10 protein-coding genes are annotated in these 14,174 nt (G+C 73.0%); all 10 read left to right on the forward strand.

The genetic code is table 11. From position 1 onward, the window contains the following. Positions 1 to 2 precede the first annotated feature (2 nt). The 10 genes from ACSDR0_RS04585 (at position 3) to ACSDR0_RS04630 (ending at position 14,112) form a co-directional block, all read left to right on the forward strand. Positions 3 to 2,537: a TcpE family conjugal transfer membrane protein gene (locus ACSDR0_RS04585; protein WP_435287452.1), complete on the forward strand. Its 2,535-nt coding sequence runs from the start codon at positions 3 to 5 to the stop codon at positions 2,535 to 2,537. Between the two features lie 23 nt (positions 2,538 to 2,560). Further along, positions 2,561 to 2,869, forward strand: a complete 309-nt coding sequence (locus tag ACSDR0_RS04590) for a hypothetical protein (protein WP_435287453.1) — start codon at positions 2,561 to 2,563, stop codon at positions 2,867 to 2,869. Next, positions 2,866 to 5,358 (forward strand): ATP-binding protein, encoded by a 2,493-nt coding sequence (locus ACSDR0_RS04595; RefSeq protein WP_435287454.1) that lies wholly within the window; start codon positions 2,866 to 2,868, stop codon positions 5,356 to 5,358. Before ACSDR0_RS04590 ends, ACSDR0_RS04595 begins: the two co-directional genes overlap by 4 nt. After that, the gene (locus ACSDR0_RS04600) at positions 5,355 to 7,889 is read left to right on the forward strand and encodes a type IV secretion system protein (protein WP_435287455.1); all 2,535 of its coding nucleotides are present in this window, start codon (positions 5,355 to 5,357) and stop codon (positions 7,887 to 7,889) included. Before ACSDR0_RS04595 ends, ACSDR0_RS04600 begins: the two co-directional genes overlap by 4 nt. Before the next feature lie 2 nt (positions 7,890 to 7,891). Next, on the forward strand, positions 7,892 to 8,569 hold the full coding sequence (locus ACSDR0_RS04605) for a hypothetical protein (RefSeq protein WP_435287456.1): 678 nt from the start codon (positions 7,892 to 7,894) through the stop codon (positions 8,567 to 8,569). Beyond that, the gene (locus ACSDR0_RS04610) at positions 8,566 to 8,835 is read left to right on the forward strand and encodes a hypothetical protein (RefSeq protein WP_435287457.1); all 270 of its coding nucleotides are present in this window, start codon (positions 8,566 to 8,568) and stop codon (positions 8,833 to 8,835) included. Before ACSDR0_RS04605 ends, ACSDR0_RS04610 begins: the two co-directional genes overlap by 4 nt. Further along, a complete protein-coding gene (locus ACSDR0_RS04615; RefSeq protein ID WP_435287458.1) occupies positions 8,832 to 9,929 on the forward strand; it encodes a C40 family peptidase in 1,098 nt (365 codons plus the stop codon). The genes ACSDR0_RS04610 and ACSDR0_RS04615 overlap by 4 nt, the downstream gene beginning before the upstream one ends. A 14-nt stretch (positions 9,930 to 9,943) precedes the next feature. Next, positions 9,944 to 10,357 carry a (deoxy)nucleoside triphosphate pyrophosphohydrolase gene (locus ACSDR0_RS04620; protein ID WP_435287459.1) on the forward strand — a complete coding sequence of 138 codons (414 nt, stop codon included), beginning with the start codon at positions 9,944 to 9,946 and terminating at the stop codon, positions 10,355 to 10,357. Positions 10,358 to 10,464: 107 nt separating this feature from the next. Continuing rightward, complete coding sequence (locus ACSDR0_RS04625) at positions 10,465 to 12,507, forward strand: hypothetical protein (RefSeq protein WP_435287460.1); 2,043 nt, start codon at positions 10,465 to 10,467, stop codon at positions 12,505 to 12,507. Positions 12,508 to 12,624: 117 nt separating this feature from the next. Continuing rightward, entirely contained in the window at positions 12,625 to 14,112 is a 1,488-nt protein-coding gene (locus ACSDR0_RS04630; RefSeq protein ID WP_435287461.1) for a hypothetical protein, read from the forward strand. Positions 14,113 to 14,174 lie beyond the last annotated feature (62 nt).

A 14,174-nucleotide genomic window follows, 5' to 3' on the forward strand; every position in this document is an offset into this window, starting at 1 on the left:
ACGTGGATCTGCCCACGTACACCAATATCTGGAGGATTGAGAAGCGGCTCTACAAGCTGTACGACCTACGGCTGCCGATGCCGCTCCCGATTGTCTGGATCGGTGGGTTCGTGGGAGTGCTGGCCCCGTGGTCGCTGCTGCTCTACCTGCTCGGCCTGCCCTTCGCCGCCCCCTGGCACGTGCTCTACCTGGTGCCGCCCGGTGTCGTCACGTGGCTCTCCACCCGGCCGGTGATCGAGAGCAAGAGGCTCACCGAGCTGCTCCAGTCGCAGATGCGCTACGTGGGGGAGCCGCGCACCTGGTGCCGGATGGCCCCTCTCTCCGAGCCCGCCGAGATCACGCTGAACGGCCGGGTCTGGCGGGCCGCGCCGTGGCACACGGCCGTCCGGGTCAAGGCGTCGCGCAAGGCCAGGCACGCCCAGTCCAAGCGTGCCGCCGCCCGCTCGCGTGAGGTGCGTCCCGCCGTGGCCGCCGCCGCGGCGGCCGCCGCCACCGCTCCGGTGGCCCGCGAGCGCGTCGCCTGGGCCGAGGTCCACGCCTCCCGCCAGGGCACGGCCCCGGCCCTCGGACAGGCCTCGGCCTTCGGGCAGACCCCGGCCGTCGAGACGTCTCGGGCCGTCGAGACCACCTGGGCCGTCGAGGCGCCCCCGGTCACCGTCCCCGCCGTTCTCCCCGTGGCCTCCGCGCCCTCCAAGCCTTCCGCGCCTTCTACGCCCTCTGCGCCCCCGGCGTCCCTGCCCGTCGTGTCGTCCGCCGCGCCCCCGGTGCCCGAGCCCGCCGCGTCCGCCGAGCCCGCCGCGTCCGCCGGGTCCGTGCCGGGTACGCCGGTCAGGGGTTCGGTCTCGCGGCCGCCCGCCGACCGCTCCACGGATCGTGCTCCGGCGGCCGGGTCCGCGAGCGATTCGGGGGACGAGGCCGCGGCCGGCGCGACCGCGGCTCCGCCCGCCCCCATCGGCACCGAGGCGCTGCGGCGCCTGCGCAGGCTCGCGGCCTCCGCCGAGGCCCAGCGCGCCGCCACGGCCCCGGCCGTACCGGCCGCGCCTCCCACACCGGCCGCGTCCCCCGAGGTGGTCGCGCCCGCCGAGCCTTCCAAGGCCGCCCCCGCCTCGAAGCCTCCCGTCCGGCAGCGGCCCGAGGCCCCGGCCGTGCCGTCGCCCTCGGCTCCCGGGTCGCCGCAGGTGGAGACGCCCGCCCCGGCCCGCGCGGTGCCCGCCGAGAGGCCCGCCGTCGTGCCCGACCCCGCCCAGAAGCCCTCCGCTCCGGCCACTCCGTCGTTCGTGCCGAGGTTCGTCGGGCCGACGCCGATCGGGCGCCGCGCCGCGGAGGCGGCCGAGCTCCCGCAGGACAGGCAGGACGAGGAGAGCGCGCGGCGCCAGCATCGCAAGGGGCAGCCCGCGCCGATCGGGCGGGCGGCCGACACGTCGAGGGCGTGGCCGCCGGAGAGGCCCGCGGGCGCGCAGGGAGGTCCCGGCGCCCCGGCGGGTCCCGGTGTCCAGGGAAGCGGCATGTCGATCCGCGCGGTCCCGTCGGGATCGGCCACGGCGGATCCGGTCACCCCGGCGGTGCCGGTGACCGGTTCCCCGCGCGGCGAGGCCGAGACCAGGGTCCGCCGGGTGGAGTCGGTGGTCGGCCGTGACTCCTCGGGCGGCTGGCGGCGGCTGGCCCAGGTGGTGATCGGACCCGGCGGCGGTGGCCGTACGGACGGCTCGGAGATCGACGAGGCGCGGGCCAGAGCGGTGTTCAGCGGCAGCCGCCGGGTGGTGGTCCTGGGCTGCACCGGCGGCGCGGGGCAGACCACGACCGCCCTCATGCTCGGCCACACCCTCGCCCGCTACCGGGAGGACCGGATCCTCGCGGTCGACGCCAGCACCGGCTCCCACGCGCTGTCCAGCCGGATCCAGGGTGAGTCGCCCGAAACCCTGAGCTCCCTGCTCTCCGGGCTCGACAACGTCCAGGGATACCTCGGCATGCGCGCCTACACCAGCCGCTGCGCCTCGGGGCTGGAGGTCCTCGCCGGAGACAGCGACGCCGGTGCCGAGCAGCGGCTGTCCGACCGCACGCTCTTCTCCGACCGGCGGCTCGGCCAGACGATGGACATGCTCGACCGGCACTACAAGATGATCGTCATGGACCCGGCGGCGGCTCTGGCCGCGCGGGTCCTCCCCTACGCCGATCAGCTCGTCCTCGTCGTCCCGGCCAGCGAGGACGGGCCGGACGCGGTGGCCATGACCTACGAGTGGCTCGACGGGCACGGCTGCGCCGACCTGCGCCACCGGGCGGTCATGGTCGTCAACGGGGTGAGCCGCCGCAGCATGGCCGACGTGGAGCAGGCGGAGGCGGTCGCGCGGGGCAGGTGCCGGGCGATCGTCCGGGTTCCCTGGGAGGACGCGCTGGCCCCCGGCAGGGCCGATCGGGTGGAACCGTCCCACCTGAGGGCACCGGGCCGCCGGGCGTACCTCGCTCTGGCCGGTGTCGTCGTGGCGGGCTTCGGAACGGTTCAGGCGGGTCGACCCAGCGAGGAGGAATTAGCCCAGTGATCCCCCGGGCGCGAGGAGATGTGGTGAGCGGGCGAGAGGAGGTGCAGGTGATGAGCGGGCAGGCCGGGGTCCGGGTGAACGGGTTGGACGAGGTTCGTGCGAGCGGGCTGGATCAGAGCGGGCCGGGCCATGCCGGGCTCGATCGGAGCGGGCCGGACCGGAGTGGGCCGGGCCGTGCCGGGCTGAGCAAGGTCCGTACGGGCCGCCTCGGGCGGGTTCGCGAGGGCGGGCCGGGCGAGGCACGGGCGAGCGGGTGCCGCGGGATCCGGGCCGGCGAGGGGTCCGGAGGCCGCGGGGGCAGGGCCGCGCGAGCGGTGGGGGAGGGGCTGTGAGCCGCGCCTCCCGGGCGCGCAGCCGCCTGGCCGTCCGATACTTCGACGATCGGATCCTGCTGACCGACTCGTCGGTCTGGGCCTACTTCAGGCTTCCCACGGTGAGCTACGAGTTCATCACCCCCGAGGAGCGGGAGGCGCTGGCCACCAACATCACGATCGCGCTGGCCGCCATCCGCATGCCCGACGCCGAGGTCCACCTGCGCGTGGCGCACCGCACCTACCCCGCCGCCGAGTGGGCGATGGCACTGAACTCCACCTCCGACGAGGGGCCGGGCTGGCGCGACTACCTGGAGGACATGTACCGCCACGTCTGGGCCAAGGACTTCTGGACCAAAGAGGTCTACCTCGGCGTGCGGCTCGGCACGCGCGGGCGGCAGCTGGGCACCGGGGTCCTGTCGCAGCTCTTCGGCTTCTACCAGCGCAGCGAGAAGGCCCTGGGCATCGAGGACGACCACGTCCCCAAGGCCGAGATCGCCAAGTGGTCCGAGCAGGCGGAGCGGCTGGGCAGGGCGCTGTCCGCCAGCGCGCTGTACGCCAGGCACGCCACCTCCGTCGAGCTCGCCTGGCTGTTCCAGCACGCCGCGACCGGATCCCTCGGCGACCCTCCCGCCTCGGCCAGCCCCAAGCGCCGGTGGGGACAGGGGGAGATCGAGTCCCTCGTCGAGGGACAGATCCACAACGGCAGGGCGCTGTTGCGGATCGAGCAGCCGCAGGGCGACTCCTACGTGGCGCACATGTCCTTCGCCCGCTTCCCCGACCTGATGCCCTTCCCCGACGGCGAGCCCTGGATGCACTTCGCCGACCAGCTGCCCTTCCCCGTGGAGATCAGTTCGAGGATGCGGCTGATCCCGCCGGTCAAGGCCAGCAAGGACGTGGCGCGCAAGCTCGCCCACGCCCGCGACATGGACATCCACATCCGCGAGGCGGGCGCGGAGGCGCCGCTGGCCCTGGCCGAGCAGATCGACGCGGCCCGGATGCTTGAGCACGGCATCACCAAGGAGCGCCTGCCGTTCGTGTACGGCTGGCACCGCCTGATCGTGTCGGCCCCGACCGAGGAGATCTGCGTGCAGCGGGTCGAGGCGGTCGTGGAGCACTACCGTGACATGGGCATCGACATCGTCAACTCGACCGGCGACCAGTTCTCGCTGTTCTGCGAGACGCTGCCGGGAGAGCGGGTCCGGGTCAACGCCTACGCGCAGCGGCAGCCGTTGCGCACCATCGCGGGCGGCATGGCCACCGCCACCGTCGACCTGGGCGACCGGGTGGACGAGAGCGCCTCGGGCTGGATGGGCCCCTACGTCGGGGAGACCCTGGGCCGAGCCCGCAGCATCGTGCACTTCGACCCGCTGGTGGCGGCGACGCGCAACCGGCCGACGGCCATCGCCATCACCGGCGAGCCCGGAGGTGGCAAGACCACGCTGGCGCTGCTGATGATCTACCAGATGGCGCTGCGCGGGGTGACGGTCGCGGTCATCGACCCCAAGGGCGACGCCGAGTCGCTGGTGCAGCTGCTGCAGAAGCGGGGCAGGAAGGCGCGGATCATCCCCCTCGGTTCGGCGGCTCCCGGCCTGCTGGACCCGTTCTCGTTCGGCGACGACCTGGCGGCCAAGAAGACGATGGCCACCGAGACCCTGCGTCTGCTGCTGCCTCGCATGTCGGAGGAACGCGAGTCGGCGATGATCCAGGCGGTCGCCGCGGTCTCCAACGCCGAGGACCCGTCGCTGGGCAAGGTCGTCGACTTCCTCGAGCAGACCGAGGACGCCGCCTCCAAGAACCTGGGCGCGGTGCTCCGCTCCATGTCGGACATGCATCTGGCCAGGCTCTGCTTCGACCCCTCGGGCGGCGACCAGATCGACACCGAGGGCTGGACCACGGTCTTCACCCTGGGCGGTCTGACACTGCCCGACGCCTCCACCGGCCGCGACGACTACTCGTACGAGCAGAGGCTGTCGGTGGCACTGCTCTATCTCGTCGCGCAGTTCGCGCGAGGTCTGATGAACGGCCTGGACCGGCGGACGCCCAAGGCGATCTTCCTGGACGAGGCATGGGCGATCACCTCCACCCCCGAGGGCGCCAAGCTGGTGCCCGAGGTCAGCCGGATGGGCCGCTCCCGCAACACGGCGCTGGTCCTGGTCTCGCAGAACGCCGGAGACCTGCTGAGCGAGCAGGTGACGAACTGCCTGTCGTCGGTCTTCGCGTTCCGCTCCACGGAACGGGTCGAGGTGGAGCACGTGATGGCGCTGCTCGGGGTCGAACCCTCCGAGGAGCACAAGGCGGTGCTGCGCTCACTCGGCAACGGCGAATGCGTCTTCCGGGATCTGGACGGTCGCGCGGGCCGTATCGGGGTGGACCTGATCTCGGATGAGCTGCTGCGCTGGCTCGACACGAATCCGACCCACGACAAACCCGACGAGAAAGTGCATGATCTTCCTGGGGGCGACAGAGTCGGTAGGTCGGGGGCTGCGGCGCTGGAGGTGCGGTCATGAAGGGCTCCCGTACAGGGCTTGAGGGCTCTCGCGAGAGACGGTCCCTCAAGGGATCGAAGGGTTTTCGCGGGCTCCGGGAGCTTCGCGGGCTTCGCGAGTTCCGCGGGCTTCGCGGGCTCCGCGAGAGGAGAGGCTCCCGCGCGGGTTCCCGCCGGGGACGGCTGGGCAGGCGGATCGCCATCGGGCTGGTGGTGCTGGCCGCCTTCCTCGCGCTGCCGCTGGTGTTCCCCGACGACACGTCCACGGCCGTCGCCGCGGCTCCCTGCGACATGTCTCCCGACCTGTCCCCGGACATGGTCGCCGGAGGCGTGGACGGCCTGATCCAGCCGCCGCTTCCCGACGCCGCCCAGCCGGGCGCACCGGCGGCGCAGGCCCCGGCGACCCAGGGCAACTACGCGACGTACGGCATGAGCGGTCAGTTCTGGCACACCCATCTGCTCGGCTGCGACGACATCGCGGCGGTGATGGGCAACGCGATGGCCAACACGGTCTTCCTGTGGGCCAAGGCGCTCGACCGGCTGACCATCACCACCTACCAGGCGGCCGCCACCGAGGGCCCGCTCGAATCGATCAAGAACGTCGTCGACGACATGGTGGTCCGCCTGGCCGACGCCATGTACTGGCCGTACCTGCGGCCGCTGGTGATCCTCGGCGCCATCTGGCTGGCCTGGTACGGGCTGATCCGCAAGCGCGCCACCACCACGGCGGAGGGCGTCATCTGGATGGTCCTCGCGGTCACGGTGGCGGTCTGGTTCTTCAGCCGCCCCGGCGACCTCACGGGGCTGGGCAAGGTCGTCACCGACAAGACCGGCGAGGTGGTCAACTCCGCCTTCTCCGGCCTGCCCGGCGCGGGCGGGACGTCCTGCCTGCCCGCCAAGGGAGACGCCAACCCGCAGATCCAGGGCGGAGGGTACGGCCAGAGCGGTGTGCCCGGCGTCGAGCAGAACTCCGACGCGCTCTGGTCCACCCTGGTCTGCAAGCCGTGGCTGATGGGCCAGTTCGGCACGGCCGACGCGGACGCTCCGATCATCAAGATATTCGGCGCCAAGCTGCTGGAGATCCAGACGATCGACGCGGCCGAGATGAAGGCCGAGCAGATGCCGGAGGTGGCCTCCCACCAGGCGCGGTACGAGACGGAGATCGCCGACAAGCTGCAGAACACACCGGTCTTCCCCCTCTTCCAGGGCAAGGACTGGACGAGCCGCCTGGGGGTCGCGATCGGCGCCCTCATGGCCGCGGTGGTCGCGGGGTTGCTGATCTTCCTGGTGGCGGTCTCGCTGCTGGTCCTCAAGGTCGGGTTCCTGCTGCTGCTGATCCTCGCGCCGGTCTTCCTGCTGATCGGCGTCCATCCGGGCTCCGGGCGGATCATCGCCATGCGCTGGGTGGAGATGCTGATAGGCACCCTGCTCAGACAGGCCGTGCTGGCCCTCGTTCTCGGCGTGCTCGTGTACGGCTACGCCCTGATCATCTCCACGGCGATGCCGTGGGGCATGCAGGTCATGTTCATGGCGATCCTGACGATCGCGGTGTTCTTCTACCGGCGGCCGTTCCAGCACCTGTTCTCGTCCATGGACGGGCACACGCTCACCACCCGGATGCTCGGCGACGCGGCGACCGCGCCGACCCTGCAGCGGGCCGCGTCCGCGCTGCCGCCGGTCGCGGCGGCCAGGGCGGGCCGGTGGGGCATGCGCAAGGCCGAGCCGATGCTGCAGGCGGCCGCGATGGCCGGCGGGGCCGGCGTCGGCGCGGCCGCGGCGGCAGCCGTCGCCCAGGGCAGGGTTCGCGGCGAGGACGGCGGCGCCACGCCGGCCACGCCGTCGGGCACCCGGGTCCCGACCGGCGCGCAACCGGCACCGCTCGACACCGACTCCCAGGCCGCGGGGCGGCGCAGGGGCACCGGCAGGCCGGTCACCGCGGCCCGCCCCGGCGCGGCGCCGCCACTCAACCTCTCCGGAGCCGGTACGGGAGGCGGCGCGCCCCCCACCAGGTCCGGAGGCTCCTCCGGGCGCGTCTCGGGTGGTTCGAGCGGTTCGGGCGGCTGGTTCGGCGGCCGTTCCGGCGGCTGGGCCCCGCAGGGGGGTTCGGGCGGCGGGTCCTCCTCGGCGGGCAGGTCGTCCGGTTCCCCGGCGGTCAGGCCCTCGGCGCCCTCGTCGGGCAGGTCTTCGGGTTCCTCCAGCTCATCCGGTTCGTCGGGCTCCTCGGGCGGGGGCGGTCGTTCGGGCGGGAGCATCTTCGGCGGTGGCTCCTCCCGTGGCTCCTCGGGCTCCTCGCGAGGCGGCTCCGGCTCGGGATCGCGTAACGGCGGCGGATCCTCCCGCGGATCCTCGGGCTCCGGCGGTTCGGGGTCGGGCTCCTCGGGCGGGAGCATCTTCGGCGGGTCCCGAAGCTCCGGTGGTTCGCGAAACCGGGACTCCGGGGGCAGGTCGTCCGAGGCGCCCCCGCTCTGGATCACCAGGCGGGCGGAGCGCGGCGGGGAGGCCGGTGAGCCGCCGCCGTTCTGGCTGCGCCCGTCCAACCGCGGCAAGGACTGACGATGATCGAGGGAGGCAGCCGGCGAGGAGTCGTCTTCGCGGTGCTGGTCGTGATAATCGCCGCGGTCGGCATCTACGTGACCATGTGGTCGGACACCGGGAAGGGGCCGGAGACCCGGGCGGAGTCGGCGGGCGTCACCCGCACGGTGGTGTCGGGACAGGAGCCGGCCGCGGAGCCGGCGCGCCCGGCGGCGACGGCCAGCAACGCGCCCTTCGACGTTTACTCCTACCTGCCGATGACCAAGCAGGAGCTGGCCGCGGCCGCCGACTACGCGCAGCGCTTCACCGCCGAGTACGGCACGTTCGGCTACGACGAGGACCCGGCGGTCTACGGCGACCGCCTCAAGGGATACGTCACGGCGGAGTTCCTGGGGACGCTGCTGCGGACCGTCGCCTCGCCGGGCACCGTCGAGAGCAACAAGGCCGACGAGATCGTCTCGGTCGGGACGGCGCGGGTGAAGGAGATCCGGCAGATCGACAGTGCCTCGGTGGTCTTCGTGGTCGTCGGCACCCAGAACGTCACGGCCAGGAGCGGGGTGAACGAGAAGACCGCGGAGTACGCCGTCACGCTCATCCAGGTCGGCGCCGATTGGCGGGTCCACGACCTCCAGCCCGCGGACTCCGGCCAGGAGGGGGACGACCAGCCCTCCCAGACCGGCGAGACCGGCGAGACCGGATGAGCGGCGAGATCACGTACGGACGAGGGCGAATGGGCGGGGCCGCGCACCGGCGTGACGGGATCGCGCGCGGCTGTGACGCGATGCACGGTGGGATCGCGTACGGGCGCAACGGGATGCACGGCGGGACCGCTTACGGCTGTGACGCGATGCACGGCGAGATCGCGTACGGGCGGGCCGGGCTGGTCGCCGGGACCGCGTACGGGCGGGACAGGATGGACGGCGGGATCACGGGCCGGTGGGCCGGGACGGGCGGCGAGGTGGCATGAGGGACAACAAGCACCTCCGCCTCGCGCTGATCCTCGGAGTCGCCGGGCTCTGCCTGATCACGCTGATCATGGCGCCGATGATGATGATCAGCGGTTTCCCGTCCTTCCCGTCGATCACCGGGGAGGCGCAGCCAGACTGCGGGGAGACCGCGCAGTCGGTGGAGGACCAGTCGGAGACCGCGACGTCCGACATCCCCGAGAAGTATCTGAAGCTGTATCGCGAGCACGGCCAGAAGGTCGGCGTGCAGTGGAACGTGCTCGCCGGGGTCGGCAAGCGCGAGACCAACCACGGCCGCTCCACGCTCCCCGGCGTGCAAAGTGGCACGAACTACGCGGGCGCCGCCGGGCCGATGCAGTTTCTCATCAGCACGTGGGGCGGCAAGGCCAAGATCAAGATCCCGTCCACGTTCAACGGCTACGCCTCCGACGGCGACGGAGACGGCTGGGCCGACGTGTACAACCCGGCGGACGCCATCCTAGGCGCGGCGAAGATGCTGAAGCGGAACGGCGCGCCGGAGGACGTGCGACGTTCGCTGTTCGTCTACAACCGCGCCTGGTGGTACGTCGACCAGGTCATGGAGATCGCCGAGAAGTACGCCAAGGACGGCGAGGTCACCATCCCGCCGGAGGCGGACGACAGCTGCGACGAGCCCATGCTGGAGGCGGCGCCGACCAGCACGGTGGCCGCGATCCTCGCGTACGCGCTGGCCCAGCGCGGCAAGCCCTACATCTGGGGCGGTACGGGTCCCGCGGGCTACGACTGCTCGGGGATCATCTACATGGCCTACCGGAGCGTCGGCCTGACCATCCCGCGCACCACGTTCGGCCAGTGGCCGTTCGGGGTGGAGGTTCCCGAGGGGCAGGAGCAGGCGGGAGACCTCGTCTTCTTCAACTCCGGTCCAGGAACCGGCCCAGACAACCCGGGGCACGTGGGAATGGTGGTCTCCCCGGGCAAGATGGTCGAGGCGAGGTGCCGGTTGTGCGGGCCGATCAAGGTCACCACATATCGGGAACGCACCGGGATCGTGGGATTCACCCGGCCGCTGCAACACCCCCAGGTCCTTGCGCAACTCAAGGCGCGGGAGCAGGGCTGACAGAATCGGGAGCCATGGAAAAGGTCGTTGTGGGCGCCGCCATCGTCGACGGCGACGGGAGACTGCTCGCCGCCCAGCGTGCCGACCCTCCCGAGCTGGCCGGAGGTTGGGAGCTGCCCGGGGGGAAGGTCGATCCCGGCGAGGACGAGCACACGGCACTGGTGAGGGAGTGCCAGGAGGAACTCGGCGTGCTGGTCGAGGTGGGTGAGCGCGTCGGCGGCGACTGGGCGCTCGCCGGCGGCTACGTCCTCCGGGTCTGGTTCGCGGTGGTCGTCGAGGGCAAGCCCGAGGCGAGGGAGCACCTGGATCTGCGCTGGCTGGCCGAGGCGGAGTTCTACGACGTGGCGTGGCTCCCCGCGGACCTTCCAATCGTCCGGGCGGTACAAGGTCGCCTCAACGATGGGCAAGGTCGGTTCAATAAGGATTGATCCACTCCGCAGCGTGACATAACTGCTACTGGACGTGGCGATGTCGCGTGTCCGTACCCGGGGAACGGAGATATGCGGTGACCGTATGGTGGCGTGGTGCTGGGTTCGTGTCCGCTGTCGGAGCGGGAGTGTTCATCCTCGGAGCGTCGGGGGTGTACGCCGTCCAGATGGACGAGCCGGCCGCGCTGCCCCTCGACCTGGCGGCCGAGGCCGACTCCGGCGCATGGGCGCGGGAGAGCGCTACCGGCCAGGTGATCCGCTACCGCATCCGGCTGCAGGGGCCGGGCACCGACGCGCGGCTGGCCGTCCTGACGACCCCCGCCGAGGCGCTCGCGGGCATCGAGTGCCCCAAGGAGACCAGGTCCTCGGCACCCGTACCCAAGGGGGCGGGGGTGTGCATGATCGGCGCCCTGCCCGCCGAGGGCGGCTCCGTCGACGTGCTGCTCGCCGTGCCGAGGCACCCGCGGGACATCACGGTGTCCGCCCTGGCCCGGACGCGCGGGCTCGACGGCAAGATGGTGAAGCAGCAGGCCCGGGGCACGATCAAGAGCTCGGACGCGGCGATGCGGCCGGGCGGGGGCGTCGTCGGAGGCCCGGAGACGCTGGAGCGCGTCCGCGTCGCGAGGGAGGCCGGGTCCGCCGAGACCCGCACCGGCGTGGGGGCTCCAGGTGCCGCCAGCATGGTCCTCAAGGTCCCCCAGACGGCCGGGGAGGCCGAGGGGGTCCCCTTGCCCGCGCCGGGCACCTCGGAGGCGCAGAAGGCCGAGCAGCGCGTGTCGGCCTTCCTTCTCGATCTTCTCGGAAAGTCGTTCGCCCTTCCGGCTCCGAAGCCGGGCGCGGCGGGTACGAGCGCGAGCGGCACCGCCGGGTTCCCGGCCGGGCCGGGAACGCCGCCGGGTGCCGGGGCGCAGGCGGGCCCGCAGACGGGTGCGCTTCCCGGCGGCGCGGGAGCGACGGGGGGTCCGGCGGCCTCCCACGAGACGCGGGCCACCGTGCCGGGTACGCGCCAGGAGGCCGGGTCCCCGGCGGCTCCGGCGGCCCCCGGCCCGATCCCGGGCGAGGCGGCCGCCGCCGGTCGTCCCGCGGGTCCGGTCACCCCCGGCCTTCCGCCGGAGGGAACGCGGCTTCCGGAGGGCGCCGCGACCACGGGCACCGCGCCGGAGGCCGGTACCGGTGTGCCCGGCCAGGGACAGGCCGCCGTACCGCCGGCGGGAGCGCCCGCGGCCCCCACGCTGCAGGAGCAGAACGGTAGGAACCATTCGGCCGTGGGCTCTCAGGCCGGTCACAAGGCGGCCGGGCGGAAGGTGCGCGGGCAGCGGCACGCGGCCGGCCGAGCCGGTGCGCGCGAGCGGGGAGTGAGCAGGCAGGGTCTCCGGCACGCGGGTCCCGGCCAGTTGGGAGTCGGTCAGCCGGTGACGGGGTTGCCCGGGGTGCCGCAGCTGGGACCGGGGCAGCAGGCTCTCCCGCCGATGGGTCCCGTTCATCCAGGAAGCGGGCAGAAGGTGGCCGGTCGGCCCGGAGCGCGGCAACCGGTGGTCGGGCCGATGGTTCCCGGCTATCCGGGGGTCGGCCAGTTGCCCGCCGGGCAGCCCGTCGTGCCCGGCCAGCCCGGTGCGAGGCCGCAGAACACGGGGCAGCCGATGCTTCCCGGCTATCCGGGGATCGGGCAGCCGGGAATGGGACAGCCCGGTATGGCCGGGCAGCCCGGGATGCCGCAGCAGGGGCCGGGCGGGCCGATGGGCGGACCCGTGCCTCCCGTCCACCCGGGAGCGGGGCAGCCGGGCGGGCTCCCTGGCGCACAGCCCGGCGGGGCGCAGGTGCCGGGCGCGCAGGGCTCCATGACGCCGCCGATCTCGATGGGAATGGCGGGGGCGGGCCAGATGCCCGGTCTCGTGAACGGCCTCCAACTGCCGCAGGCGGGCGCCTTCCCCGCCGCGCAGGTCCCCCTTCCGCAGGGTGCGCAGGGCGCGCCCCTCCCGCAGGACCTCGACGGCCCGAACGGCCAAGTCCAGCCGGTGGCCGAGTCAAGTCCGCTGCTGACAGGAGTCCGGGGCCTCCCGGCGGTGGGAGCGGCGGTGGGGGTACTCCTCGGCCTCCTGTGGCTGCAGCGGAGGATCCAGCGCCGCCGTCGGTCGCGACACGTTTTGTAAAACACGGTTTACTGTTACTTTTGCCCAACTAGTATTTCTTTGACGTGTTCATGGTTGATTGCGCGGAGGGCACCGGTGACGCGAGCACGGCACAGGGCAGCTGTCTCCGCCGTTGTGATGTCCGTGGGACTCAGCGGCGCCATCCTGCTCGCCCTGGCGCCGCTCGCGGGCTCCTCCGCGGCCGGCGCGACCGTCAGGACGGTGGTCGTCGACCCGTCGCAGGTCGAGGGCTGTGACGTCGATCCCGCGGGGCCCTGCGAGGAGCCCACGCCGATCGTCACCGTCACGGTCACCCAGGATCCGGGGGGCTCCGAGGAAACCGCCGTGCCGCAGAAGACGGTGACCACGACGATAACCGTCCCGGCGTCGCCGAAGCCTCCCAAGGCCACGAAGACCACGCCCCCGCCTCCGCAGGAGACGGCGGTCGCACCGCCGCCGGTCCAGCAGACCACGCCCCCGGTGGTCCCGCCCGCCGAGACCCCGCCGGCGACCAACGACCCTGACGTCCAGTTCCCGCCGACCAGCCCCGGGCCGGACCAGCTTCCCGCCGTCACGCCCACACCGTCCGACACCGCCACGCTCGACCAGAGCGCCTCCGGCTCCTCGGTGTACGAGATCCGCAACGCGGGCTCCGAGTTCGACGGGGCCACGCTGAGCCGCCAGCTCGGCATCCCGGCGCTGATCCTGGTGCTGCTGGTGCTGTTCGCGGTCCTGATCTTCGAGGGCAGGCTGCGCCGCCTGGCCCACGCCGCGGCCATCCGCAGGGCCGGTCCGCGCACGATGGACCCGATGGCCTATCCCGGCGGTCCCGGCTACGGTGCGGGCCCCGGTTACGCCCCCGGCCCCTACCAGGGCGGTACGGCCTACGCGCCGATCATCAGCTTCGTGCCCATGCAGATGTACGCCCCGGTCTACCCGGAGGGCTACGCCCCCGAGCAGTATCCCCAGGGGTACGAGCAGACGACGGCGTACATGCCCGCGCCCGGTTACGAGCAGCCGCCGGTCACCGGTCACGGCGACCCGTACGACCCGCAGGCCGGCCACGTGCGGCCCGGACAGCCCGATCAGCCTGGGCAGGCGTCCTACGGCCCGACGGTTCAGGGCGGCTCGCCGGCCGCGTTCCACGGCACCTCGTTCGACCCCGGCTCCCGCGAGGAGCACCTTCCGCAGGGGGCGTCGGAGTTCCCCGGGGCGCCGTTCCCGCAGGAGCCCGCCCGGGGCGATCTGGGGTTCGACGGCCCGCGAGACGACTTCCGGCCGTTCGGTCACGGCGCCGCTCCCCAGGGTGCTCCCGGCCAGGAGCCTTCGCCGGACCGGCCCTTCCATGACGGTCCCCGGGACGGCTTCACGCCGTCGGGCCAGGAACCGCAGGGTGGGCTGATCGGGCCGGAGCGCCGTCCTGGGGAGGGGTTCAAGCCCTTCGGAGCCGAGCCGCAGGGTGGCCCCGGCCAGGGCGGTCCCGGAGACCGGTCGGCCGGGGGTGAGCGGTCCGCCGCCGAGCCGACCCCGACGGCGATCTATCCGCTTCCCGGCAAGGAAGCGGGAGAGTCCTCCGACAAGGACGCAGGCAAGAAGAAGCGCGGCCTCTTCCGCCGTTCCACCTGACGCTGAGCGATCGCTCCACGTGACCTTGAACGATCGCTCAGCCCGCCTCTGAGCGATCGCTC

The organism is Streptosporangium sp. G11, from assembly GCF_051192615.1.
GTDB lineage: Bacteria > Actinomycetota > Actinomycetes > Streptosporangiales > Streptosporangiaceae > Streptosporangium.

Excerpts from the sequence above, each read along its gene's own strand:
- ACSDR0_RS04610 (WP_435287457.1), top strand. The coding sequence starts at position 8,566 with ATGAGCGGCGAGATCACGTACGGACGAGGGCGAATGGGCGGGGCCGCG.
- ACSDR0_RS04600 (WP_435287455.1), top strand. The coding sequence starts at position 5,355 with ATGAAGGGCTCCCGTACAGGGCTTGAGGGCTCTCGCGAGAGACGGTCC.
- ACSDR0_RS04615 (WP_435287458.1), top strand. The coding sequence starts at position 8,832 with ATGAGGGACAACAAGCACCTCCGCCTCGCGCTGATCCTCGGAGTCGCC.
- ACSDR0_RS04605 (WP_435287456.1), top strand. The coding sequence starts at position 7,892 with ATGATCGAGGGAGGCAGCCGGCGAGGAGTCGTCTTCGCGGTGCTGGTC.
- ACSDR0_RS04630 (WP_435287461.1), top strand. The coding sequence starts at position 12,625 with ATGTCCGTGGGACTCAGCGGCGCCATCCTGCTCGCCCTGGCGCCGCTC.
- ACSDR0_RS04620 (WP_435287459.1), top strand. The coding sequence starts at position 9,944 with ATGGAAAAGGTCGTTGTGGGCGCCGCCATCGTCGACGGCGACGGGAGA.